18 protein-coding genes and 1 pseudogene are annotated in these 23515 nt (G+C 71.3%); 10 read left to right on the forward strand and 9 right to left on the reverse strand.

Annotated features, from left to right (window positions below):
• Positions 1 to 80: 80 nt before the first annotated feature.
• The 3 genes from ACIQM3_RS13730 to ACIQM3_RS13740 all read right to left on the reverse strand — a co-directional run bounded on the left by ACIQM3_RS13730 (position 81) and on the right by ACIQM3_RS13740 (position 2996).
• Positions 81 to 1382, reverse strand: a complete 1302-nt coding sequence (locus ACIQM3_RS13730; RefSeq protein ID WP_401623388.1) for an MFS transporter — start codon at positions 1380 to 1382, stop codon at positions 81 to 83.
• Positions 1379 to 1987 (reverse strand): helix-turn-helix domain-containing protein, encoded by a 609-nt coding sequence (locus ACIQM3_RS13735; protein WP_401511682.1) that lies wholly within the window; start codon positions 1985 to 1987, stop codon positions 1379 to 1381. Before ACIQM3_RS13735 ends, ACIQM3_RS13730 begins: the two co-directional genes overlap by 4 nt.
• 97 nt (positions 1988 to 2084) lie before the next feature.
• Positions 2085 to 2996: a LysR family transcriptional regulator gene (locus ACIQM3_RS13740; RefSeq protein WP_401623392.1), complete on the reverse strand. Its 912-nt coding sequence runs from the start codon at positions 2994 to 2996 to the stop codon at positions 2085 to 2087.
• Positions 2997 to 3095: 99 nt separating this feature from the next.
• Here ACIQM3_RS13740 and ACIQM3_RS13745 point away from each other — a divergent pair, with 99 nt between their 5' ends.
• Positions 3096 to 3998 carry an EamA family transporter gene (locus tag ACIQM3_RS13745; RefSeq protein ID WP_401623395.1) on the forward strand — a complete coding sequence of 301 codons (903 nt, stop codon included), beginning with the start codon at positions 3096 to 3098 and terminating at the stop codon, positions 3996 to 3998.
• Positions 3999 to 4000: 2 nt separating this feature from the next.
• Here the strand turns inward: ACIQM3_RS13745 and ACIQM3_RS13750 are convergent, their stop codons facing one another.
• Positions 4001 to 4789 carry a sugar phosphate isomerase/epimerase family protein gene (locus ACIQM3_RS13750; protein WP_401623398.1) on the reverse strand — a complete coding sequence of 263 codons (789 nt, stop codon included), beginning with the start codon at positions 4787 to 4789 and terminating at the stop codon, positions 4001 to 4003.
• 59 nt (positions 4790 to 4848) lie between these two features.
• Positions 4849 to 5916 carry a LacI family DNA-binding transcriptional regulator gene (locus tag ACIQM3_RS13755; protein WP_401623401.1) on the reverse strand — a complete coding sequence of 356 codons (1068 nt, stop codon included), beginning with the start codon at positions 5914 to 5916 and terminating at the stop codon, positions 4849 to 4851.
• A gap of 109 nt (positions 5917 to 6025) precedes the next feature.
• On the opposite strand from ACIQM3_RS13755, the gene ACIQM3_RS13760 reads away from it, so the two are divergent.
• The 5 genes and pseudogenes from ACIQM3_RS13760 to ACIQM3_RS13780 form a co-directional block, all read left to right on the forward strand.
• Positions 6026 to 7177: a Gfo/Idh/MocA family protein gene (locus tag ACIQM3_RS13760; protein WP_401623404.1), complete on the forward strand. Its 1152-nt coding sequence runs from the start codon at positions 6026 to 6028 to the stop codon at positions 7175 to 7177.
• Positions 7174 to 8316 carry a dihydrodipicolinate synthase family protein gene (locus ACIQM3_RS13765; protein ID WP_401623406.1) on the forward strand — a complete coding sequence of 381 codons (1143 nt, stop codon included), beginning with the start codon at positions 7174 to 7176 and terminating at the stop codon, positions 8314 to 8316. The genes ACIQM3_RS13760 and ACIQM3_RS13765 overlap by 4 nt, the downstream gene beginning before the upstream one ends.
• Complete coding sequence (locus tag ACIQM3_RS13770) at positions 8313 to 9146, forward strand: sugar phosphate isomerase/epimerase family protein (protein WP_401623409.1); 834 nt, start codon at positions 8313 to 8315, stop codon at positions 9144 to 9146. The genes ACIQM3_RS13765 and ACIQM3_RS13770 overlap by 4 nt, the downstream gene beginning before the upstream one ends.
• 176 nt (positions 9147 to 9322) lie before the next feature.
• Positions 9323 to 9520: a helix-turn-helix domain-containing protein gene (locus ACIQM3_RS13775; RefSeq protein WP_401623412.1), complete on the forward strand. Its 198-nt coding sequence runs from the start codon at positions 9323 to 9325 to the stop codon at positions 9518 to 9520.
• A gap of 192 nt (positions 9521 to 9712) precedes the next feature.
• Positions 9713 to 9846: pseudogene (locus tag ACIQM3_RS13780) on the forward strand (RidA family protein); the annotation flags it as partial.
• Here ACIQM3_RS13780 and ACIQM3_RS13785 read toward each other — a convergent pair.
• Positions 9836 to 10582, reverse strand: a complete 747-nt coding sequence (locus ACIQM3_RS13785) for a class I SAM-dependent methyltransferase (RefSeq protein WP_401623415.1) — start codon at positions 10580 to 10582, stop codon at positions 9836 to 9838. The pseudogene ACIQM3_RS13780 and the gene ACIQM3_RS13785 overlap by 11 nt on opposite strands.
• Positions 10583 to 10943: 361 nt before the next feature.
• On the opposite strand from ACIQM3_RS13785, the gene ACIQM3_RS13790 reads away from it, so the two are divergent.
• Positions 10944 to 11939 (forward strand): hypothetical protein, encoded by a 996-nt coding sequence (locus ACIQM3_RS13790; protein WP_401623418.1) that lies wholly within the window; start codon positions 10944 to 10946, stop codon positions 11937 to 11939.
• 60 nt (positions 11940 to 11999) lie between these two features.
• On the opposite strand, the gene ACIQM3_RS13795 is transcribed toward ACIQM3_RS13790, so the two are convergent.
• Positions 12000 to 13421, reverse strand: coding sequence for a hydrolase (locus ACIQM3_RS13795; RefSeq protein ID WP_401623421.1), 1422 nt, complete (start codon positions 13419 to 13421; stop codon positions 12000 to 12002).
• A 189-nt stretch (positions 13422 to 13610) separates the two neighbouring features.
• Between ACIQM3_RS13795 and ACIQM3_RS13800 the strand changes: the two genes are divergently transcribed.
• The 3 genes from ACIQM3_RS13800 (at position 13611) to ACIQM3_RS13810 (ending at position 21152) form a co-directional block, all read left to right on the forward strand.
• Positions 13611 to 15842 carry an ATP-dependent RecD-like DNA helicase gene (locus ACIQM3_RS13800; RefSeq protein ID WP_401623424.1) on the forward strand — a complete coding sequence of 744 codons (2232 nt, stop codon included), beginning with the start codon at positions 13611 to 13613 and terminating at the stop codon, positions 15840 to 15842.
• A 197-nt stretch (positions 15843 to 16039) separates the two neighbouring features.
• Positions 16040 to 17338 (forward strand): citrate synthase, encoded by a 1299-nt coding sequence (locus tag ACIQM3_RS13805; protein WP_073746777.1) that lies wholly within the window; start codon positions 16040 to 16042, stop codon positions 17336 to 17338.
• Positions 17339 to 17510: 172 nt separating this feature from the next.
• Positions 17511 to 21152 (forward strand): hypothetical protein, encoded by a 3642-nt coding sequence (locus ACIQM3_RS13810; RefSeq protein WP_401623427.1) that lies wholly within the window; start codon positions 17511 to 17513, stop codon positions 21150 to 21152.
• Between the two features lie 43 nt (positions 21153 to 21195).
• Here the strand turns inward: ACIQM3_RS13810 and ACIQM3_RS13815 are convergent, their stop codons facing one another.
• Entirely contained in the window at positions 21196 to 22107 is a 912-nt protein-coding gene (locus ACIQM3_RS13815; RefSeq protein ID WP_401623430.1) for an alpha/beta fold hydrolase, read from the reverse strand.
• Between the two features lie 812 nt (positions 22108 to 22919).
• Entirely contained in the window at positions 22920 to 23225 is a 306-nt protein-coding gene (locus ACIQM3_RS13820; RefSeq protein WP_401623433.1) for a heavy-metal-associated domain-containing protein, read from the reverse strand.
• Positions 23226 to 23515 lie beyond the last annotated feature (290 nt).

Genomic DNA, 23515 nt, shown 5'->3' on the forward strand with positions numbered 1-23515 from the left:
AAGGGGGCGGTCCGAGAACGGGCATGACACGCGGGACAAGGGGTGGGCATGCCCGGCAACGGGCCCGGCGGCAGAGGCCCTCAGTCCCCGGCCGGGCGGGACGGCGCCGCCTCGGCCGCTCCCGCCCTCGGCCCGGGCAGCTCGGCGCACCGCAACGACCGGGTGCCGAGCCCGACGAGCGCTCCGAGCGCCACGAACGCGGCGCTGACGGTGAACACCGGCTGCGTCCCCCAGGCGGCGATGGCCGCTCCGCTGAGGGGATACGTCAGCGGGGCGAGGCCGAGCGAGGACAGGGCCGCCACCGAGGTGACCCGGCCGAGGTACGCGGGATCGGCGGCCGTCTGCAGGAGGGCCGCGCACAGGGCCCCGCTGAGTCCGGCGGTGAGACCGATGGTGACGCCGACCCCGACCGCGACGCCGAGGGAGGGGGCGAAGGCGAGCGCGCCGATGGCCACCGCCCCGAGGGCCAGGCACCCCTGCTGTACGAGCCCCGCGCGCGGGACGCCGCCGTGGGCGGCCAGAAGGAGGGAGGCGACGGCCGCCCCCAGGCCGAAGCCGCCCACGATCCAGCCGAGTCCGGCGGCGCCCCAGCCGTGCTCGTCCGCCAGGAGGGTCAGGCCGATGTTCAGCGGGCCGGCGAAGCCGAGGTCGCCGATCGCGATGACGAGCACCAGCGGAGCCAGGACCCGGTCGCGCCGGATGTGCCGGAGCCCGTCGGCGAGGTCCTGCCACGGGGTGCCGCGCGCCCCGGCGTCCTCACCGTCGGCCCGGGGGAGGGGCGCGACCTTCAAAGCGACCAGCAGGGGCACGGACACCGCGAACATCGCGCCGGCGACCGCGAACGCGGCGGCCGGTCCCCCCAGCGCCAGGGCCAGGCCGCCCAGCGGCGAACCCCCGATGGTGGCCGCCCGGGTGGCGAGGCCCCGGAGGCCCTGCACGCGGGCCAGTTGGTCCGGCCCGGTGATCCGCGGCGGCAGGGCGCCGACCGACGGCAGGAACAAGGCGTCCACCGCGCCGAAGACCAGGCCCAGCAGCACGAGCAGCCACACGCCCGGGGTCGAGACGGCCAAGGTGCCCGCCATGGCCAGGATCACCGCGCAGCGCGTCAGATCGCTGCCGATCATCACCCTGCGCGGCCCCAGCCGGTCGGCCAGCACGCCTCCGCCCAGCATGAGTACGACGCGCGGCAGGGACCCGGCGGCCAGGACCAGCCCCGCCTCGGCGGGGCCGCCGACGTGGATCGCCGCCCAGGAGAGGGCCAGGAAGTACACGTTGTCGCCCAGGAGCGAAAGAGTGAGCGCGCCGAGCCAGCGCAGCACGTTCGCGTCCCGGTGGGCGGGTGGCGACCCGGCCGGGGCCGATATCGCGGCGGGGCCCGTCATGCCGTGCCGCCGGGGGAGCGGAAGGGGAAGCCGTACAGATGCAGGGCGACGTGCTCGCGGCCCGTGGTGTCGCCGGCGGCCTCGGCGGCCCGGCCGCGTTCGCCGTAGCGCCGGACGAGCGCGGCGATCTCCTCGCCCAGCCCCGCCAGTTCCGCCGCTGTCAGCCGCGGTGTGTACTCGGAGCTGAACGCGGCGTCGGTCCACTCCTCGGGCCAGGCCGCCTGCTGGTCGAGATAGGCGGAGTACCGCTCCGCACGGGTCGCGAGCAGATGACGTGTCACCTGCCCGACCACCGCCGCGCCCTCGGGGTCCCCGGTGAAGTCCGAGCTGCGGAAGCTCCACCCCCGGTCCGACGCGAGCCTCCACCAGCGTTCGCGGCCGTCCGTGCTCAGCTCCGGCGCCTCGACGAGGAAGCCGTGGGCCGCCATCTTGCGCAGGTGGTAGCTGACCAGCGCCACCGCCTCGTCCACCTGCTCCGCGAGCTGGGAGGCCGTGGCGGCCTCCGCCGTCTTCAGGTGCCGGTAGAGGGCGATCCGCAGGGGGTGGGCGAAGACCTTCAGGGCGTCGAGATCGGTGATGCTCGGCGGCTTCTTCTCCTTGGCCATGCTCCTGAGCCTAGGTAGAAAAGAAAATATGCGCAATAAAAACTGCGCAAGAGTTGTTGTGTATCCCGGGACGGACAGGCGGGTGAGCCGTCCTGTCCTAGTCCGCTTCCCGGAATGCTTCGGACGCCCCTTGCAGCACCGACACCGCCGCGATGATCGCGGGCCGCCGCGCCGCCTCCGTACGCCACAGCGCGTACAGCCGCCGCACCGGTACGGGATCCAGTCGCACGGCGACCACGCCCGGCGGCAGGGGGCCCCGCCCCAGCCGGGGGATCATCGCCACGCCGAGCCCGGCCGCCACCAGCGCCAGCTGGGTGTGGTTCTCCTCCGCCCGGTGCCGGATGTCCGGCTCGCACCCCGCCGCACGCAGGGTCCGTACGAGCCAGTCGTGGCACACCGTGCCGGGCGGCTGGCACACCCACCGCTCCTTGGCCAGCTCCTCCCGGCGCACCGCCTCCCGGCCGGCGAGCGGATGGCCCTCCGGCACCAGCAGATCGCACCGGTCGTCCCCGAGCACCGCCTGCGCGACCCCCTCCGGTGCGGGCAGCGGGCTGATGTCCCAGTCGTGGGCGACCGCGAGATCGACCACGCCCTTCGCCACCAGGTCGACCGAGAGATGCGGGTCGACCTCGGTGAGCCGCGCGTCCAGAGCCGGGTGCTCCCGTGCCAGCTCCGCCAGCACCCCGGGCAACAGCCCGCGCGCCGCCGAGGCGAACGCGGCGATGGAGAGCCGTCCGGTCGGCTGCCCCCTGCGCTGCTCCAGCGTCGTCTCGGCCTGTTCCACGATCGCCAGCAACCGCTGTGCGGTGGAGGCGAGGTGAAGTGCGTCCTCGGTGAGCGCCACCCCGCGCCCGCGCCGTTCGAGCAGGGTGGTGCGGGTCTCCCGCTCCAGCTTGGTGATCTGCTGGGAGACCGCCGACGCGGTGTAGCCGAGAGCGGCGGCGGCGCCCGCGACCGAGCCGTGGACGGAGACGGCGTGCAGGGCGCGCAGCCGGGACAGGTCGAGCACCGGGACCTCCGGGCGAACGGGAAGCGTTAGCGATCCTCAATCCAACCATGAAGAAATCCGCGCTGGTGCTACATGGTCCCGGCATCGGATGCTCGGTCCATGCGTCCCCTCCACATCGCCCTGGCCGCGCTGGTCGCCGCCGTCTGGGGCGTGAACTTCGTCGTCGTCGAGCTGGGTCTGGCCCACTTCCCGCCCCTGCTCTTCTCCGCCCTGCGCTTCCTCGTCGCCGCGCTGCCCGCCGTGTTCTTCGTCGGCAGGCCCACGGTGGCGTGGAAGTACATCGTCGGGGTGGGTCTCGCCCTGGGGGTGGCCAAATTCGGGCTGCTCTTCATCGGGATGGACCGCGGGATGCCCGCCGGGCTCTCCTCGCTCGTCCTTCAGGTCCAGGCCGTCTTCACCGCCCTGTTCGCGGCCCTGGTGCTGTCCGAACGGCCCGGCAGGACGCGCGTCCTGGGCATGGGCGTCGCGCTCGCCGGGATCGGCGTGGCCGCCGTCGACGAGGGGGCCTCCGGACCCGTGCTCGCCTTCGCCCTGGTGATCCTGGCGGCGGCCTGCTGGGGTGTCTCCAACGTGATCACCCGCAAGGCGGCGCCGGCCGACTCCCTCAACTTCATGGTCTGGGTGTCGACCGTTCCCGTACTGCCGCTCCTCGCCCTGTCCCTGCTCCTCGAGGGCTGGGACCGTGACGCCGAGGCCCTGGCCGCGCTCGACTGGAGCGGCGCCGGCACCGTCGTCTACGTCGCCTGGATCTCCACCGTCTTCGGCTTCGCGGCCTGGGGCTTCCTGCTCCGCCACCACCCGGCCTCGTCCGTGGCCCCGTTCACCCTGCTCGTGCCCGTCTTCGGGATGTCCTCGGCCGCGCTCCTCCTCGGCGAGACGGTCAGCCCCCTGCGGTGGTGCGCGGCGGCGCTGCTGGTCGGGGGAGTGGCCCTGACCTCCCTGGCGAGGCCCCGTCGCGTCGCCGCTCCACCGCTGCCGGAGGTCCGGGAGGCGGCCGTCTGAACCTACTGCTTCGGCGCGCCGAGCCGCAGGACGTGCTCCCGGCCCGCCGCCAGCAGGTCCGGCAGATCCGCGGCACCTGCGTACCAGCGCTTCTCGTACTCCCAGCAGACCCAGCTGTCCTGGTCCAGCGTGTCCAGGCACGCCTTCAGGGGCAGCGTCCCCGCGCCGAGGGCGAGCGGCGCGGTGTCCTCGGCGGAGGCGATGTCCTTCACCTGTACGTATCCCAGGTGCGGGGCCAGCACCGCATGGCTGGCCGCGGGCTCCTCGCCGGCCAGCCAGGTGTGCATGACGTCCCAGATCGCGCCGATCTGCCCATGTCCGACGGTGCCCACGACCCGGGCCACGTCGGCCCCGGCGCGGTGCGAGTCATGGGTCTCCAGCAGGATGCGTACGCCCAGGTCGGCGGCGTGCGGCGCGGCGGCCCCCAGACGCCGTGCGGCGATCGCGTCGGCCTCCGCGGGGTCCTGGTCCCCGCCGCCGGGGAACACCCGGACGTTGGCCGCGCCCAGGTCGCGCGCCAGCTCCACCAGCTCGGCGAGCGCGGCGATCACCGGCCCGTCCTCGCCCTCGGCGGCCACGCGGACATACCCGGCGACGGTGAGGATCTCGACCCCTCCGCGCTTGAACTCCTCAGCCACGGCTGTCCGTTCGAGCGAGGTCAGGCCGGGGTGGACCGGCTCCTCGGGATGGGCGCGCAGCTCCACCCCCTGGTAGCCGTTCCCGGCGGCGAGCCGCACCACGTCCGCCACGGGCATCCCCGGAACGCCGAGGGTGGAGAAAGCGAGCTTCACGGTGTCTGTCCTTTCATCGGTGCGGTCTGACCAGTACCCGTGTTCGCGGGGGAGATTCCTCATCCCACCCGCGGCGGCGCCGTCGATCCGCGCTCCATGAGCTCCGCCGCGATCGTCGCCGTGCCTCCCGCCGGAGGCGTCTCCTTGCCCATCGCCAGCCGCCCCGCCCGGGCCCCCGCCTCGAACAGCGGCAGCCGTACGGTCGTCAGGGCCGGTACGGCGTCCACGGAGAACGGCAGATCGTCGAAGCCGGCCACCGAGATGTCCTCGGGGATGCGGAGCCCACGCTCCCGGACCGCCGCACAGGCACCGAGTGCCACGGTGTCGTTGGCGGCGACCACGGCCGTCACGTCCGGTTCCCTGCGCAGGAGTTCGAGGGTGGCGTCGTAGCCGGAGCTCCGGTCGTACGGGCCGTGGACGGTGACGCTCTCCTCGTCCCCGTACAGCCCCGCGGCCTTCATGGCCTCGCGGTGCCCCTCCAGCCGGTGCCGGGTCGTGGTGCGCTCCAGGGGCCCGGCGACGTAGCCGATCCGGCGGTGGCCCAGGGCGATCAGATGCTCGGTGAGGCGCCTGGCGCCGCCCCGGTTGTCGAAGGTCAGCGCGGCGAACACCGCGTCGGTGTCCGGCAGCGGAGGACGCCCGCAGAAGACGATCCGGGTGCCGGCGTCGGCGAGCTTGGCCAGTTTCACCGCCATCGCGGCCTGGTGTGCCGGGTCCTCCAGCGCGCCGCCGGTCAGGACTACGGCCGCGGCACGCTGCCGCTGCAGCAGGGTGAGATAGGTGAGTTCGCGCCCGGGGGAGCCGCCGGTGTTGCACACGACGGCGAGCTTTTCGCCGCCCGCGCGGCCGGTTCCGTCGCCAGGGCCGCCGATCTCGCTCTGCGCCGCTCCGGCCATGATGCCGAAGAAGGGGTCGGCGATGTCGTTGACCAGGATGCCCACCAGGTCGGACGTGGCGGCGGCGAGAGAGCTGGCCGGGCCGTTCAGTACGTAGTCCAGATCGTCCACCGCGCGCAGTACCCGCTCCCGGGTGGACGAGGCCACCGGGTAGTTGCCGTTCAGGACACGGGACACGGTGGCCGGGGACACCCGGGCGCGGGCCGCTACGTCCGCCAGGGTGACTGTCATCGCTCTCCTCGAGGAGTTGTGGAGCGGCCCCCCTTGTCCGGGCCACTGTCGGCAGGCTAGCGTCATACCGCATAGAAAGCGCTTGCTACGGCTGTATGGAGGAACTTTCGTGACACGCAGGACAGTGCGCATCGCCATGAACGGCGTCACGGGACGCATGGGATACCGGCAGCACCTGGTGCGCTCGATCCTCGCGATCCGCGAGCAGGGCGGCCTCGACCTCGGTGACGGCGAGGTGCTGTGGCCCGAACCGGTGCTCGTCGGCCGCCGCGCCCACGCGCTGGAGGCGCTCGCCGAGCAGCACGGCCTCACCGAGTGGTCGACGGACCTGGACGCGGTGCTCGCCGACGAGTCGATCGACATCTACTTCGACGCCCAGGTCACCTCGGCCCGTGTCGAGGCGATCAAGAAGGCGATCGCGGCCGGCAAGCACATCTACACCGAGAAGCCCACCGCGACCGACGTCGAGGGCGCGCTCGACCTGGCCCGCCTCGCCCGCGACGCCGGCATCAAGCACGGCGTCGTCCAGGACAAGATCTTCCTCCCGGGCCTGCTCAAGCTGAAGCGCCTCATCGACGGCGGCTTCTTCGGCGAGATCCTCTCCGTGCGCGGCGAGTTCGGCTACTGGGTCTTCGAAGGCGACTGGCAGGAGGCCCAGCGCCCCTCCTGGAACTACCGCGCGGAGGACGGCGGCGGCATCGTCGTCGACATGTTCCCGCACTGGGAGTACGTCCTGCACGAGCTGTTCGGCCAGGTGACCAGCGTCTCGGCCCACGTGCAGACACACATCCCGCAGCGCTGGGACGAGCAGGGCAAGCCCTACGCCGCCACCGCCGACGACGCCGCGTACGGCACCTTCCAGCTGGCGGGCGGCGCCGTCGCCCAGATCAACTCCTCCTGGGCGGTCCGCGTCAACCGCGACGAGCTCGTCGAGTTCCAGGTCGACGGCACCCACGGCTCCGCCGTCGCGGGCCTGCGCAACTGCCGTGTCCAGCACCGCTCGGCCACCCCCAAGCCGGTCTGGAACCCCGACCTCCCGGTCACCGAGCCCTTCCGCGACCAGTGGCAGGAAGTCCCCGACAACGCCGAGTTCGACAACGGCTTCAAGGCCCAGTGGGAGCTCTTCCTGCGCCACATCGTCCTCGACGAGCCCTACACCTGGGACCTGATGGCCGGCGCCCGGGGCGTCCAGCTCGCCGAGCTCGGACTCAAGTCGTCGGCCGAGGGCCGCCGCTTCGACGTACCGGAGCTGAGCCTGTGACCATCCACCTCCCGCAGGGGGCCTACGAGCCCCGGACCACCCCGCTCGACCTGGCACCGTCCGGGGCGGCGCTCGCCTGCCGTACGGTCTTCTCCGCCGCCCACGTCGTCGCCGACCCGTACGCCGACATCAGCCCCGACGACCCCGCCGCCGTCGACTGGGACGCCACCCTCGCCTTCCGCCGCCACCTCTGGTCGCACGGCCTGGGCGTCGCCGAGGCCATGGACACCGCGCAGCGCGGCATGGGCCTGGACTGGGCCGGCGCGGCGGAGCTGATCCGCCGCTCCGCCGCCGAGGCGAAGTCGGTGGGCGGCAGGATCGCCTGCGGTGTGGGCACCGACCAGCTGACCGGCCCCGCCACCCTGCCCGAGGTGCGCGCCGCGTACGAGGAGCAGCTCGCCCTGGTCGAGGGGAGCGGCGCCCAGGCCATCCTGATGGCCTCCCGCGCGCTGGCCGCCGCGGCGAACGGCCCCGAGGACTACCTGGAGACGTACGCCCATCTCCTGCGCCAGGCAACGGAGCCGGTCGTCCTGCACTGGCTCGGCCCCATGTTCGACCCGGCGCTGGAGGGCTACTGGGGCAGTGCGGACCTCGACGCCGCCACGGACACCTTCCTCAAGGTCATCGCGGAGCACCCGGACAAGGTCGACGGCATCAAGATCTCGCTCCTGGACGCGGAGCGCGAGATCGACGTACGGCGCCGTCTGCCCAGCGGGGTGCGCTGCTACACCGGCGACGACTTCAACTACCCCGAGCTGATCGCGGGCGACGACCGGGGCTTCAGCCACGCCCTGCTCGGCATCTTCGACCCGCTCGGCCCGCTGGCCGCCCACGCGGTGCGGGTCCTGGACACCGGGGATACCGAGGGCTTCCGGGCCCTCCTGGACCCCACGGTCGAGCTGTCGCGCCATCTGTTCAAGGCCCCGACCCGCTTCTACAAGACGGGCGTGGTGTTCCTGGCCTGGCTCGCGGGCCACCAGGACCACTTCACGATGGTCGGAGGCCTGCAGTCCGCCCGCTCGCTGCCGCATCTGGCGAAGGCGTACGAACTGGCCGACCGCCTCGGCCTGTTCCCGGACCCCGAACTGGCCGAGGCCCGCATGCGCGCCCTGCTGAACGTCCACGGAGGAAGCCGATGACCAGCGAACTCTCCCGCCTCTCCATCAACCAGGAGACGGTCAGGCAGCTCTCCCTGCCGGAGCTCGTCGAGGGCTGCGCCAAGGCGGGCATCGGTCAGGTCGGCCTGTGGCGCGCTCCGGTGCGGGAGTACGGCGTCGAGCGTGCCGGGCAGCTGATGAGGGACGCGGGCCTCACCGTCACCAGCCTCTGCCGCGGCGGTTTCCTCACCGCCACCGACCCCGCCGAACGCGCCCGCGCCCTGGACGACAACCGTGCGGCGGTCGACGAGGCGGCGGGCGTGAACACCGACACCCTCGTCCTGGTCTCGGGCGGTCTCCCGGACGGGGAGAAGGACCTGTACGCGGCCCGGGAGCGCATCGCCGACGCGCTGGCGGAGCTCGCCCCGTACGCCGCCGAGCGCAACATCCGCCTCGCGATCGAGCCGCTCCACCCGATGTTCGCCTCGGACCGCTGCGTCGTCTCCACCCTGTCCCAGGCCCTGGACCTCGCCGAGCGTTTCCCGGCCGAGCAGGTCGGCGTGGTCGTGGACGCCTACCACATCTGGTGGGACGACCAGGTGCCCGCACAGATCGCCCGGGCGGGCGCGGGCGGCCGGATCCACTCCTTCCAGCTGGCCGACTGGATCACTCCGCTTCCGGCGGGAGTTCTGGTGGGCCGGGGCCAACTGGGCGACGGGAGCGTGGACTTCCGCGCGATGCGCCGGCAGGTCGAGGCGACCGGCTTCGACGGACCGATCGAGGTCGAGATCTTCAACGAGGGGCTCTGGGCCCGTGACGGAGCCGAAGTGATCGCCGAAGTCGCCGCCCGTTACCTCGAACATGCCTGCTGAGAGCGGGTCGACGACTCGAAGGTAAAGAGATCGTCAAGGCGTGCAACCTTTACGTACCCTCCCCGGTCGTACTCTGCGTCGGGACTTCCGGGGAGGGGTCCGGGGGGATCGGGAAGCCCGACGGAGGGGGAAAGCGAGGGGGGTCCGGCCTGTGGGCCGGGCCCCATTCCGCTTGCATGAGCCGTCCCCCGCAGCGGGGCTTCACTGTCCTCGCGTACAGGCTGGCTCTGGATCCGAATGCCATGGTGGCGGGCCGTCTGCATTCGCATGCGGGTGTGGCCAGGGCTGCGCACAACTGGGCGGTCGAGTATGTGACTTCGGTGTGGTGGCAGCGCAAGGCCGAAGCCTCGTACGGCATCCCTGAGGAGTGCTGAGTGCGTGGCGGTCGTGGTCACTGCCCGCCTTGCGGAAGGCGTTCAACGAGGCCAAGCGCACCGATCCGCGGTTCGCCGGCTGGTGGGACGAGAACTCCAAGGAGGCCTACAACACCGGCCTGGCGAACGCTTCGGCGACGTTCGACAACTACGCGAAATCCAAGGGCGGTAAGCGCAGGGGCCCGAAGGTGGCTCCTCGCGGGCATCTCCCGGGCCACCGAGAAGCTCGGGTCACCGCGGCCCCGTCGGCGTCACTCCTGGGGGTCGCGGCGCTGGACGTCCCCGCCCACCTGGTGGAGGTCGAGGCCACCGCGGTCATGGACTGAGGGCCTCGGGGCAATCAGGCTTCCTGAAAAGCGCGGCCCAGAGGAAGTCCTCACCGAAACAAGGGGAATCGGCCGGCTCGTCCCGCATCCGGCGCAGTTCGACCTCCTTCATCCCCTCGAAGATCCAGCGCAGGGATTCGGGGGTGAAGGCGAGACCGCCCTGCAGCCCTCCTGAGCCGTAGAGTTCGGCGTCCGGCAGCTCGGAGCCCACCGCGCCGGAGGCGAAGCAGTTGAGGGCGAGATGCCCGCCGGGCGTGAGAGACCGCTCCACGAGCCGGAGATAGCTGACGCGCCGGTGCGGCGGCAGGTGGTGGAAACAGCCCGAGTCGTTGATCAGGTCGTACGGGCCGGCCGACGCGTCCTCGGTGAAGGCGTCGCCGCAGCGGAAGCGGATGTCCGCGCCTGCCTCCTGGGCGCGTTCCTCCGCCCAGGCGATGGCGCCGGGCGACAGGTCGACGGCGTCCACCTCGAAGCCGCGCGAGGCGAGCCAGAGTGCGTTGCGCCCCGGACCGCACCCGAGATCGAGTGCACGCCCCGGCGCGACCAGCCCCCGCTCCACATACGAGACGAGGCTCTCGTCGGGCTTCGCCGCGAAAAACGGCACCGGCTTCGACCGGTCCTCGTAGAACCCGTCCCACCAATTGCCGGCTTCGCTCGTCCACCGGTCAGCCCCCGGCGCGAACAGGCTGTCCATGAGCTTCAGTACGTCGTCGACGGAGCGCACGTTCCGGTCCATCCGGAACCCCCTTCCCGAGGACCTGAGTTTATCGCCACCCGACATGAACGGCCAGGTCAGAGCAGGTGAGCAGCACCCCTGGGTGGCTGGGTGGCGACCTCGCCGGACACCCGCCACCAACCCCCTCCGGCGCAGGGGCGCCCACGCACCCACGCACCACCCGAGGGCCGCCACGGGGGCGATTCAGGCTCCGCCGAGACGTCTTTCTCGCGGGCTCACTCCAGACGCATGCGAGGGGTGGGGGTGGCTGGGAGGGCAGACACCGCCTCCTGGGAAGTGCCCCGGCAGGCCTTGGCAGTTGTTCCCTGCTCGGGTGAGGCTGAGCTGACCCCTGTGCCGCAGACGGAGAGAAGAGACGAGCATGCCCGAACGCGAGCGACTCGAACGCGATTCCTGGACCGTGCGCGGCACCAGGGCACGTACCCCCGCCCCGGCGAGCCTCCGCCGGCCGAACACCGGGGTGTCGCCGGCTTCCCGGGAGCTGCTCACCGCGTCACAGGTCGCCGCTGTTCAGAGCACTGCCGGCAATGCCGCCCTGCAGAGGGCTCTGCGGAGCGGCGCCGGGGCCGGGGTCCCGGTACAACGCATCGTGGAGGACCCGCAGGAGAGGCTCGACGCGTGGATCGAGAAGACGAACGCGCATGAGAAGAGTGCCGACGTGGGCGGAAAGGCCAGGAAGTCGTCGGCGCTGACGGCCTTCGGGCGGGAGGTCCCGGCCGAGATGATCGAGATCGCCGAAGAGTCCAAGGACTACAAGGCCGACCCGCAGGACGCTTCGGGGAAGCCGCCGCTCAGGGGCGGGGCGTTCAAGAACCTTTTCGGGAAGGACGACGCCGGTTCCTTCGCGGTGATGATGGAGAACTACCGCCAGAGCAAGGACACGGCGGACCCGGAGACCGGGGAAGTGGTCCCGTCTCCCGCCTATACCGCGAGTGACGTCTTCCTCAACCAGTGGACAGCGGCCCATTCGGTACTCGGTACGAGCGGCGGCCTGAGTGGCGGTGCGCTGAACAAGAAGGTCAAGGGGGCACTGGCGGCGGAGAAGACCGCCTCTACCGCAATCCCGGACGAGCTGCCGGACCGCATCTACCGGCAGAACATCTCGGGTGAACAGGCCAAGCAGACGCTGGGTGGCATCCTCGGCGACAAATCCAAGGTCTCCTTCCCCGAGGACAGCGTTGAGTACAGGCAGATGATGGGCACAGTCAACGGAAAATCGACGCTCAACATGGTGGGGACGTACAACAAGGTGAAGAAACTTCCCCCGGAGCGCTCACATTTCATCTCTGGGGGCGAGTTGACCAAGGACGCGGGCGGCAACTTCCACATCAGCTTCGACATAGGACGCCGCTCCTGACCGGCCGCCGGTCAAGGGGCCGGACAAGGAGCCTTCATCAAGTGCGGAGGCTGCCGACGATCACACCCTGAGCTTGACCGCCTCGATCCACGATGTGTTGTCGTGGGTGCCGGCGTAGGTGAATTCGAGCCCGTTCCCCGGATCGTCGCATGCCAGGCCGAGCCAGGCGTCGCTGTTGACGTAGGTGGACTGGCAGACGGCACCCTTGCCGGCGTCGACGCTGATCGTGAACCCCATCAGGTCCGGGGCGTCCTTCTTGGTGCTGCCGACGTAGTTGTCGATGCCGTCGGCGGCGTTCGACCACGGCTCGGGGAAGTGTCCCTCGCCCTTGGTCGACGCGGGGTCGGGGGTGAAGGCGCCGCTGGATGTGCCGTTGGTTCCGGCCACGGCGATGTTGACGGCCTTGAGCGGCACCCCCTCGCCCGCCGCGCCCGCCGTCTCACCGTCGCACACGGCGTCGGTCCAGCCCTGGCCCGCCGCATAGACGCGGTAGCAGATGTGCCGGCCGCTCGGGTCCTTCGCGGCCAGTTGCTGGACGGCGGTCGCCGCCGTCCTCTCCGGGGCCTTGGTCTCCTCCTCCTGGGAACCGCTGCCTCCCGTCCCCGCTCCGCCCGTCTCCTGGGCCGCGGCCGGAGGGGGCGTGGCCTCGGCGGACGGGGCCTTCGGTGCGCCGGCGGACGGTGAGGGAGAAGGTGGCAGCGTGCTGATGCCTGGCTCCTGGACCTTCTCGGTGGCGGTGCTGCGGACCTGGGGCTTGTAGGCGATCCACAGCATCACGAACGTGATCGCCAGCGCCAGGAGGAGACTGAGGAAGGCCACCAGCCAGCGCGGCAGGAAACCCCGCTGCACGTATGTGCCTTCCACGTCCAGCGGCGTCACACCCGACCGCTGCACGGCCAGGGTGTAGGGCCGTTGCTCCGCAGACCCGAACCAGATGATCTGCCGTGGTTTCAGCGTCGTCCTCACGAACGCCGCACGGCCCGGCTCGATCTGCACACTGCCCGGATGTATGTCGTACGACAGCTGATCGCCGTTGTCGCTGCCGCTCACCGACGCCGTCAGCTTCGTGTTGCCCAGGTTGTCCACGGCCAGTTTCGGACGGCCACGGAAGCGGCCCTTCACCGTCGGAGGTATCAACTCCGCCCGCACTTCCGTGAACGGAGTGATGGTGACGTTCCCCTCCGGAGCCGTCGTCGCCTCCGGGTGCTCGGTCGGCGTGATCCGCACGGCGTACGGATTCGGCCCCGCCGTCGCATCCGGCGTACGCGGCGGAGCGAACGTCAGGTCCACGGACCCCGTCGTCCCCGGGTACAACCGCAGCGACTGCGGCTCCACGGCGGTCCAGGGCGCCAGAGAGCCCACCGCCTCGAAGCGGTACTCCTCCACCACGTCACCGGTGTTACGCAGTCGCAGCCGCACAGTCGCACTGCCACCCGGGTCCACGGTCGTGGAGGCGGGCTCAAGGGAAGTCCAGAGGCTCACTCCCGGACGTTAAACGCGGCAATGGTGCCGAGTCAGGAAGCCACGGGGCACGACAGGTGCCCGAAGAGGCCGGGCCGGCTGCCCCCGGCTCTCGGTCCTGTGACGGATGTGGCACGTGTGGGGCCGTCCCGGCCGCAGGTGCCGTACTCCTCCCACGGGCTGTCGGACCCACCCGCTACCGTCGGGACCATGTCCAACACCGCCGTCCTCGAAGGCGTCCTGGAGCGGATCACGTACGCCAACGAGGAGAACGGCTACACGGTCGCCCGCGTCGACACCGGGCGCGGGGCGGGGGACCTGCTCACCGTCGTCGGTTCGCTGCTCGGCGCGCAGCCCGGTGAGTCGCTGCGGATGGAGGGGCGTTGGAGCTCCCACTCGCAGTACGGCAAGCAGTTCACCGTCGAGAACTACACGACGATCCTGCCCGCCACCATCCAGGGCATCCGCCGCTACCTCGGCTCCGGCCTGATCAAGGGCATCGGGCCGGTCATGGCCGACCGCATCACCACCCACTTCGGCGTGGACACCCTGGACATCATCGAGCAGCAGCCGAAGCGCCTCGTCGAGGTGCCCGGGCTCGGGCCGAAGCGGACGAAGATGATCGCCGCGGCCTGGGAGGAGCAGAAGGCGATCAAGGAGGTCATGGTCTTCCTCCAGACCGTCGGCGTCTCCACCTCCATCGCCGTCCGCATCTACAAGAAGTACGAGGACGCCTCGATCTCCGTGGTGAAGAACCAGCCCTACCGGCTGGCCTCCGACGTCTGGGGCATCGGATTCCTGACCGCCGACCGCATCGCCCAGGCCGTCGGGATCCCGCACGACAGCCCGGAACGGGTCAAGGCCGGGCTGCAGTACGCCCTGTCGCAGTCCACCGACCAGGGGCACTGCTTCCTCCCTGAGGAGCGGCTGATCGCGGACGGGGTGAAGCTGCTCCAGGTCGACACCGGCCTCGTCATCGACTGCCTGGCCGAGCTCGCGGAGGACCCCGAGGGTGTCGTGCGGGAGAAGGTGCCGGGTCCCGAGGACGGGCGGACGGTCACCGCCGTGTATCTCGTCCCCTTCCACCGTGCCGAGATCTCCCTCGCCGCACAGGTGCGGCGTCTGCTGCGTACGCCGGAGGACCGGATGCCGGCCTTCGGCGACGTCGACTGGGACAAGGCGCTGTCGTGGCTCGCAGGGCGTACGGGGGCGAAGCTGGCGCCTGAGCAGGAGGCGGCCGTCCGGCTCGCCCTCACGGAGAAGGTAGCCGTGCTCACGGGTGGCCCCGGCTGCGGCAAGTCGTTCACCGTCCGCTCCGTCGTCGAGCTGGCCCGCGCGAAGAACGCGAAGGTGGTGCTGGCCGCCCCCACCGGGCGGGCCGCCAAGCGGCTCTCGGAGCTGACCGGCGCCGAGGCGTCCACCGTGCACCGGCTGCTGGAGCTGAAGCCCGGCGGGGACGCGGCGTACGACCGGGAGAGGCCGCTGGACGCCGACCTCGTCGTCGTCGACGAGGCGTCGATGCTCGATCTGCTGCTCGCCAACAAGCTGATCAAGGCGGTGGCGCCCGGTGCCCATCTCCTGCTGGTCGGCGATGTGGACCAGCTGCCCTCGGTCGGTGCGGGGGAGGTGCTTCGGGATCTGCTCGCCGAGGACGGCCCGGTCCCGGCGGTCCGGCTGACCACCATCTTCCGGCAGGCCCAGAAGTCCGGTGTCGTCACCAACGCCCACCGGATCAACTCCGGGGTGCCGCCGCTGACCCAGGGGCTGGACGACTTCTTTCTCTTCGTGGAGGACGAGACGGAGGACGCGGGGGTGCTCGCCGTGGACGTCGCTGCCCGTCGCATCCCCGCAAAGTTCGGCCTGAACGCCCGTCGTGACGTGCAGGTGCTCGCCCCGATGCACCGCGGCCCGGCGGGCGCGGGCCATCTCAACGGACTGCTCCAGCAGGCCATCACCCCGGGCCGTCCCGGCCTGCCCGAGAAGCGGTTCGGCGGCCGGGTCTTCCGGGTCGGGGACAAAGTGACGCAGATCAGAAACAACTACGACAAAGGTGAGAACGGCGTCTTCAACGGTACGGTCGGTGTCGTCACCGGTCTCGACGCGGACGAGCAGAGGCTGACGGTTCTCACCGACGAGGACGAGGAGATCGCGTACGACTTCGACGAACTGGACGAACTGGCCCACGCCTACGCGATGACCATCCACCGTTCGCAGGGCAGCGAATACCCGGCGGTCGTCATTCCCGTCACCACCAGCGCCTGGATGATGCTCCAGCGGAACCTGCTGTACACCGCCGTGACCAGAGCCAGGAAGCTCGTCGTGCTGGTCGGTTCGCGCAAGGCCATCGGTCAGGCCGTCCGCACGGTTTCCGCAGGCAGGCGCTGCACAGCACTGGATTTCCGGCTCCGCGGCGAGGCGTCGGAAGACTTCCCGGAAAAATGATCGATCAAAACGGTGGGATACATCACTGAGCCCTTCCGGAACCGGAGGGGAGGGGGCAGGATGGGCAAGTTGGCGGCACTCAGTGCCGCCGGTAGGTCCAATGGACGACCCCGAGTGCACTCTCCTGCGCCAAATGGGGGAGGGTGGAGACAGTCAGGGCACCTCGAAGAAGAGGCACTACGTCGGTGAGGGATGACGTGAGCGAGCACACCAACAACGCTGTAGTACTGCGGTACGGCGATGACGAGTACACCTACCCGGTGATCGACAGCACCGTCGGCGACAAGGGCTTCGATATCGGGAAGCTCCGGGCCAATACCGGCCTGGTCACGCTGGACAGCGGATACGGCAACACAGCCGCCTATAAATCCGCCATCACGTACCTCGACGGTGAGCAGGGCATCCTGCGGTACCGCGGCTACCCGATCGAGCAGCTCGCCGAGAGCTCGACGTTCCTCGAGGTCGCCTACACGCTGATCAACGGCGACCTTCCCAAGGTCGACGAGCTGTCGGCCTTCAAGAACGAGATCACCCAGCACACGCTGCTGCACGAGGACGTCAAGCGCTTCTTCGACGGCTTCCCGCGCGACGCCCACCCGATGGCCATGCTGTCCTCGGTCGTCAGCGCGCTGTCCACCTTCTACCAGGACAGCCACAACCCGTTCGACGAGGAGCAGCGTCACCTCTCGACGATCCGGCTGCTGGCCAAGCTTCCGACGATCGCGGCGTACGCGTACAAGAAGTCGATCGGTCACCCGTTCGTCTACCCGCGCAACGACCTCGGTTACGTCGAGAACTTCCTGCGGATGACGTTCTCCGTGCCGGCCCAGGAGTACGTGCCGGACCCGGTCGTCGTCTCGGCGCTCGAGAAGCTGCTCATCCTGCACGCGGACCACGAGCAGAACTGTTCGACCTCCACCGTGCGTCTGGTCGGCTCCTCGCAGGCGAACATGTTCGCCTCGATCTCCGCCGGCATCTCGGCCCTGTGGGGCCCGCTGCACGGTGGCGCCAACCAGTCGGTGCTGGAGATGCTCGAGGGCATCCAGGCCAACGGCGGCGACGTCGACTCGTTCATCCAGAAGGTGAAGAACAAGGAGGACGGCGTCCGCCTGATGGGCTTCGGCCACCGGGTGTACAAGTCCTTCGACCCGCGCGCCAAGATCATCAAGGCCGCCGCCCACGACGTGCTGTCGTCGCTCGGCAAGTCCGACGAGCTGCTCGACATCGCGCTCAAGCTGGAGGAGCACGCGCTCTCCGACGAGTACTTCGTCTCGCGCAACCTCTACCCCAACGTGGACTTCTACACGGGCCTGATCTACCGCGCCATGGGCTTCCCGACCGAGATGTTCACCGTGCTGTTCGCGCTCGGCCGCCTCCCCGGCTGGATCGCCCAGTGGCACGAGATGATCAAGGAGCCGGGATCCCGCATCGGCCGCCCGCGCCAGATCTACACCGGCGAGGTCCTGCGCGACTTCGTCCCGGTCGAGGGCCGCTGATCCCCGACCACCCGTCGGTTCCGCCTCGCCGGAGCCGCTGACGTACCGGGCCCTTGAGGTCCACTGCCTTCGCCCCGCGTGCCGTGCTCGGTCATCGAGCGCGGTGTACGGGGCGATTCGGCGTTCCGAGGGGGCGGCCGGTCGGTCCCGGGCCGCACCTAGCATGTCGGGCATGACAGAAATGCAGGCCGGGCCGGCCGGTCGTGTGCTGCGCGCTCTCCTCGACGCCTCCTCCGGCACACCCGGAAGCGAGGGGAGCGCCGCGTCGGCCCCGGACGAAGCGGGCGCCGCTCTCCGGGCCGTACAGCAGACGCGTCCGGCGCGTACGGTCGCGGCCAAGGTCGCCGCCGCGGGTGGAGCCGACCGCGAAACCGCGCTGCTGCTGCGCGAGTTGGCCGGGCGTCAGCTCGGCGGTGACGTGGAGCGGTGGCGTGGCCTGCACGACGCACTCACCGACCACCGGGGCAGCCTGCCCGCACTGCTCGCCCAGGCGCCGGTGCCCGCGAAGCCCCCCGCCGAGGGCGCGGTCGTCCCGCCCGCGCCCAGGAGCGTCCACGCCACGCTCGGCCTGCTGCTGGAGCACGTCGAGCCGCAGCACGCCGCCGTCGCCCTGGCCGGCCTCCCGGAGCGGGTGGCGGCGGAACTGCTCGCCGGCGGGACGCTTCCCGCGTCGTCCCTCGTCACCGCCGTCCTCGACCACGGCGACTCCCGCGTCCGCGCCGCCCTGGCCCGTCACCCGCGGCTCGACACCCGGGTCCTGGCCCGTCTGCTCACCGTCGGCGACTCCGAGGTGGCGGCGGCCGTCTACCGCCACCCCCGTGCCACCCAATCCCTGCGTCGTACCGTCGCGCACCGGCTCCCCGCCGAGCCGATGGACGACACACTGCGCACGGAGCTGGCCTCACCGCGCGATGACGTGCCCCGTACCTGGCTCGCGCCGCTGCTGGGCTCCGGCGATCCGCAGCTGGTGGCGTCGGCCCTGCGGGCCGGGCCCCGGCGGGTCGCTCAGCAGTACGCGCTGGTGAGGGTCTGGGAGCGCACCGGGCCGCACGCCGTACGAGCCCTGCTCGACGACCCCTCCGTGGCCCGTCACCTGAGCCGGGATGTCGTGAGCGCGGTCGGCGCGGCCCTGTCGGACGCCGGCTCCGGCGGCGCGGACGAGGACCCCGGCGGGGACGGCCGCCACGCGGACGCTGTACGACGTCTGCGGGAACAGTGCGAGCCGTACGAGGATCCCGCGCGCCTGCCCGCCCTGCTGGCGACCACCCGGGGCACCAGCACCCTGCGCGACCTGCTCTCCGAGCCGTACGTCCACGACATCGACGCCCTGGCCCTGGCCCACGCGAAGAGTCCGTTCATGCCCAAGGCGTGCGAGGAGCTGGCCCGCCACGAAGCGGCGAGCGACGCGCAGCGCCTGGCGTTCCGCCTGAGCGTCCTCAACGAGCCGTGGCGGGCCGGCGGCCGCCGCGCCGGGAACACCGCCCTGCCGGGACAGCGGCTGGCCGAGGAGATGCTCGACGACAGCGCGGCCCGCTGGGCGGAGGGCATGGTCGACGCCGGCCTGCTGGACCCCGTCGAGCTGATACACCGGGCCCGACCCGCCGTGCACGCGGTGGCCGCCCTCGCCGTGCTCGCCGAGCGGGCCCTGCTGACGGACGAGGCCGTGGCCGCGCTCCGCGTACTGGCCGACACCCACCTCGGCGAGGACACCGGGACCCGGGCCGCACTCGACAGCTTGCTGCCCGGGCACCGCGGATCCGTGGCGGAGCTGATCGCGGACGCGGGCAGGGCGGCCCCGGCCACCCCCGGTGAGGTCGCCGCCGTGCCGGGCGTCGAGGAGGAGCGCCCCTTGCCGGAAGCACGCGACCGCGCACCGGCCCCGTCGCAGGTGAGCCGACGCGACCGGTCCCTGGCCCTGTCGGCCCTGGACCTGCTGTACTCCCTCGCTCCCGCCGGCGCACCGCTGCCCGACGACCCCGATGTGCTGCGCGCGCTGACCGCGTACGACTGGAGTGACGCCCCCGGGCTGAGCACCCCGGAATGGTTCGCCGAAGCCTGCGCGGCCCACGGCATCGCCCCGTCCGGGGAAGGATCCGCCCACGTCGCGCCCACCCTCGCGGAGGTGAGGGCGCAGCGCCCGCAGACCCACGGGTCCGGCGCCCTCCTCACCGAACACGCCTACGTCCAGGGCATTCTGCCCGCCGACGAACTGCTCGCCCTGCTGCCGGCCGGCCACCTGCTGCTGTTCCCCCACGACTGGCAGCGGCTCACTTTCGCCCACGCGTGGCGGGCCGCGCTCGCCCGCCGGCTGCGCGCCGACCTCGGCACCGACCCGGAGGCATGGCTGCACCTGGCCGCAACGGTGTCGGCGTCCGCCGCGTCCGGATCCACCAACGCTTCGGAGGGGCCCACCTGGGCCGAGTTGCTGCGCCTGTCGCGCTCCGGTGAGGGGCCTGCCACGCCCACCGCGGACCAGGCGCCGGCCGAGGCCCCCGCCTCGGAGCAGAGCTGGTTCGCGCCCACGCCCCGGCCGCGCACTGCCGACGAGGCGATCAAGCTCCTGGAACGGGGCAACCATCTGTGGGAGTGGCCGGAAGGCACCCTGCTGTGCCTGGCCGACGCCGAGGTGGTCGACGCCGTGCTGCCGCGGCTGGGCCCCGACGGGCCCTGGCTCCTCGCCGCTTACCTGCTGCGCCACGACCGCACTCCGCGCCAGGTCCTCGACCGTTTGCTCGCCGATCGTGACCCCGACGCGCTCCGCGTACTCGCCGAGCAGTGCCGCTGGCTCAAGAACGGCTCGGCGGAGCGGTTGGCCGATCTGGACGACCCGGACATCGACCTCGTGCTCCTGCGGCACCTGACGCACCGGCCGACCGTCCACCGGATCGTGACCCGCTCCCGTCCTCACTCCGGAGCCGAACCCCCGTCGCTGGGGGCCCGCGTACTGGCCGAGTGGCACGCCGGGGGTGGAGCCCGCCCGGCCGGGGGACTGACCTGGCTCTGCTCGGCCGAACCCGGCCTGGTCGAGGAGCTCCTCATCCGGGAGGGCGCCCGGCTCGGTCTCGGACACCAGCTGTTGGGGTGTCTGCGGCTGCTCGAACACGGCGGAGCCGACCGGCTGGCCGGCCTCGCGGGCCGGGAAGTGCTGGGGCGGGCGGCCACATCGCTGTGCGCGAAGGCGCTGGCGTCCGCCGACCCCGCCGCGGTGCTCCGTGCCCGGCTCGACCGTGAACTGGCCCCGGAGAAGCTCCTCGTGAGACTGCGGCGAGCCCGTCACGCCGCCCAGGCGCGCGGCACTGTCGAGGCCCTCCCGCCCGGCGAGCCCGTCGACTGGGAGGCGCTCGAAGCCGCCCATGAACAGGATCCGGTGCCGTACTGGCGTGACCTGATCAATCTGCCCGTGGTCCCCGGGGACGTACGGATGCGGCACGCGGCGCTGCTGCATGAGCCGGGGCCCGACGGGCTGCCGGCGGGTGCGCGGCTGAGCCGGGAGCGGGCCCGGCACGGGCTGGGCGGCCTGTACCGCTGCCCGCCGGCCATGCAGCTGGACGGGTTGCTCACCACGGGCCTGCTGACCGGTGCGGACCTGCTGGTTCTGGCGACCCCGGCCGTGCGGATGCTCGCCTATCTGAACGCGGCCGCCCGCCGCACGGACGCACCGCCTGAGGCCGCTGCCGCGCGGGCCGAGCTCGCCGTGCTCGTACGGGCCCGGCTCGGCACGGACGGGGCGGCCTGGGCGCGGGTGGCGAAGAGGCTGACCGGAGGCACCGCGGAGTGGGAGCCGCTGTCGACGGTGACCGCACTGCTGGGCTGATGAGCGCGGTCCGCGGTCCTGCGCAAGGACCGCAGCTTCGAGATCATTGCTGTGGGGCGACCATGTCTTCGATCTCCTCGAGCACGAGGTCGGGACGGTCCTTCGGGACGTCGTGGGAACTGCCCTCGGCGGTGACGAGCGTGCGGCCGGGTCCGGCCTGGACGAACGAGGCGGCGGCGTCGCGCCAGCGCCGGGCGTCCACGGGGGACCCGTCGAGCGGGGTCTTCTCCGAGACCATGACCGTTGCCGGCACCGCGTCCGGCCAGGCCACCTTGTGGAATCCACGGTGAGCTGCGACGAAGCCGTCCGCGGTGGATATGAGCTGGCGGTTCTCCGGCTTCTCGGGGTCCTTCTTCGCCGCTTCGACCTGCGGCGCGGTCGCCGCTACGAGACGGGGGATCTCCTCGTCCGTGAAGAACTGGGGGAGGTTGGCGTCGACCAGGACCGCACCGGAGAGCATCCTCGGGTTGTCCTTGGCGAAGTAGGCCGCGATCTCGCCGGCCTGGGAGTGGGACACCAGGGTCACGTTCTTCGTGACACCCAGCTGCCGGAGCCCCGACTCGAGGTCGCCGACGGCGCTCTCGACCTGCCACGGGCCGGGTACCACGTCGCTCTTGCCGAGACCGGCCCGGTCGTAGGTGATGACCGTCGCGCCGGTGTCCGCGTGGAGTTCGGGGACGAGGTCCTTCCAGTAGGAGGAGTCCTCGCCGCCGCCCGAGTCCAGGACGATCGTGCGGTCGTCGCCCTGCGTGACGTGGAAGGCGAGACGGTGACCGTCATGGGTGATCATGTGCAGCCTCGACGTGCCTGACGCGACGGCGCCCGGCGAGGCGGCCTCCTCGTGGGTGGCGTCGTCGCCGGCGCAGGCCGTGACGGCGCCGGCGGTCAAGGTCAGCAGAACGAAGGCCGACAGCACGCGGTACGTGGACCGGCGGTCGAGGGCGGTGCGGGGCATGTCTGATCCTTCGGTGGCTGAGGGTGCTGGTGTGCCTGTCAGTCCCATCATTCGGAAATGCGGGCGACCGAAGAATCCGGCTGGCACCCCTGTCGGTGGTGTCGCCGAGACCCATGGTGACCTGGGGCCAGCCCCCGCAGGCCCCAGAGCGGTTCAAGCCGTGAAGCCGTGAAGCCGCGGAACGCGAGAAGCGCCCCGTCTGCCGATCCCCCCACGGGTCGACGGACGGGGCGCTTCCCATATCCCGGAGCGGATTCCCCCCACGGGATCCGGCCGGGCGTCTGCGCGGGAGCCTGAACTCCCTGGTTTCCGGTGGTGCCTATTCAGTTCGGTCCTGCTGTGCGACTGCCGGGGTACGTACGCACGGGAGGGCCGCTCAAAGCTCCCCGGTGCACGTGCCCCGGCCACGCCTGCCCGGAGCGTCCCCCAAGACACTCCGTCGGACGTCCCCCAAGACATCCTTGGCATCGCACTCTTAGACTCACCAACCCATCAGATGGTTACCCTCAAATCGGTGTGATCTAAGTCTCTTTGTAGAAATTGTGTGAAGGAGCACAACCACAGGCCGACCGTCACGACGGAGGCCGTCGGTGACGTCTGCTGCCGCACTCGCGAACATGGCTCTGACCAGCCAGGACGTGGTGGACGACAGAGTGACCACATGGTGGCCGCAGGCCTGGAAGCGGTTGCTTCTGATGGTGCACAGAGTACGCCTCAATGGGCGGATGGTGGCAGGGTCCACCTTGAGATCTCCATGAACCGGCATGAGGCCGCCCGAGGGTGCCTCGATGCGAGGCGCGGATCGCCGATCCTCAGGCGCGGCCGACGAGCTCGTAGCCCGCCTCGTCGACGGCTGCGCGTACGGCGTCCTCGGTCAGCGGCGCCGCGGAGGTGATGGTCACCCGGCCGGTGGCTGCCTCCGCCTTCACCGAGGTGACTCCCTCGATCCCGGAGACCTCCTCGGTGACCGCTCCCTCACAGTGGCCGCAGGTCATGCCCTTGACCTCGTACACCGTGGTGACGTTGCCCGCCTGGGCGTCGGCCGCCCCGTCGTTGCGGGAACCGGTGGACGAGCAGCAGGAGCCGGCGGTCCGGGGCGTGTCCGTTTCGGCGGTCATGGCGTTCTCCTCTTCGCAGGTACAGATGTGTGACGGATGTGGCACGAGGGGGTACTGGGGAGCCCGGTGCGCCTACCCGCACTGACAACTATACCCCTAGGGGGTATTTATGTGCCCTGGTGTCACTCCACCGGGTGTGTCACGCGACAGGGGCACCAGGCGGCGACGCATCAAGCTCTTCAACTCCCCGATGCGCGCCTGCCGTTCGCCTCCGTCGTGCGACCTGATCAGGTCGGGGCGTAGATTCGCCGGGTCGCGGGGCGGCGCAGCCCTGAGGAACCGGACGGCGT

It is taken from the genome of Streptomyces sp. NPDC091271 (genome assembly GCF_044757505.1).
Taxonomy (GTDB): domain Bacteria; phylum Actinomycetota; class Actinomycetes; order Streptomycetales; family Streptomycetaceae; genus Streptomyces.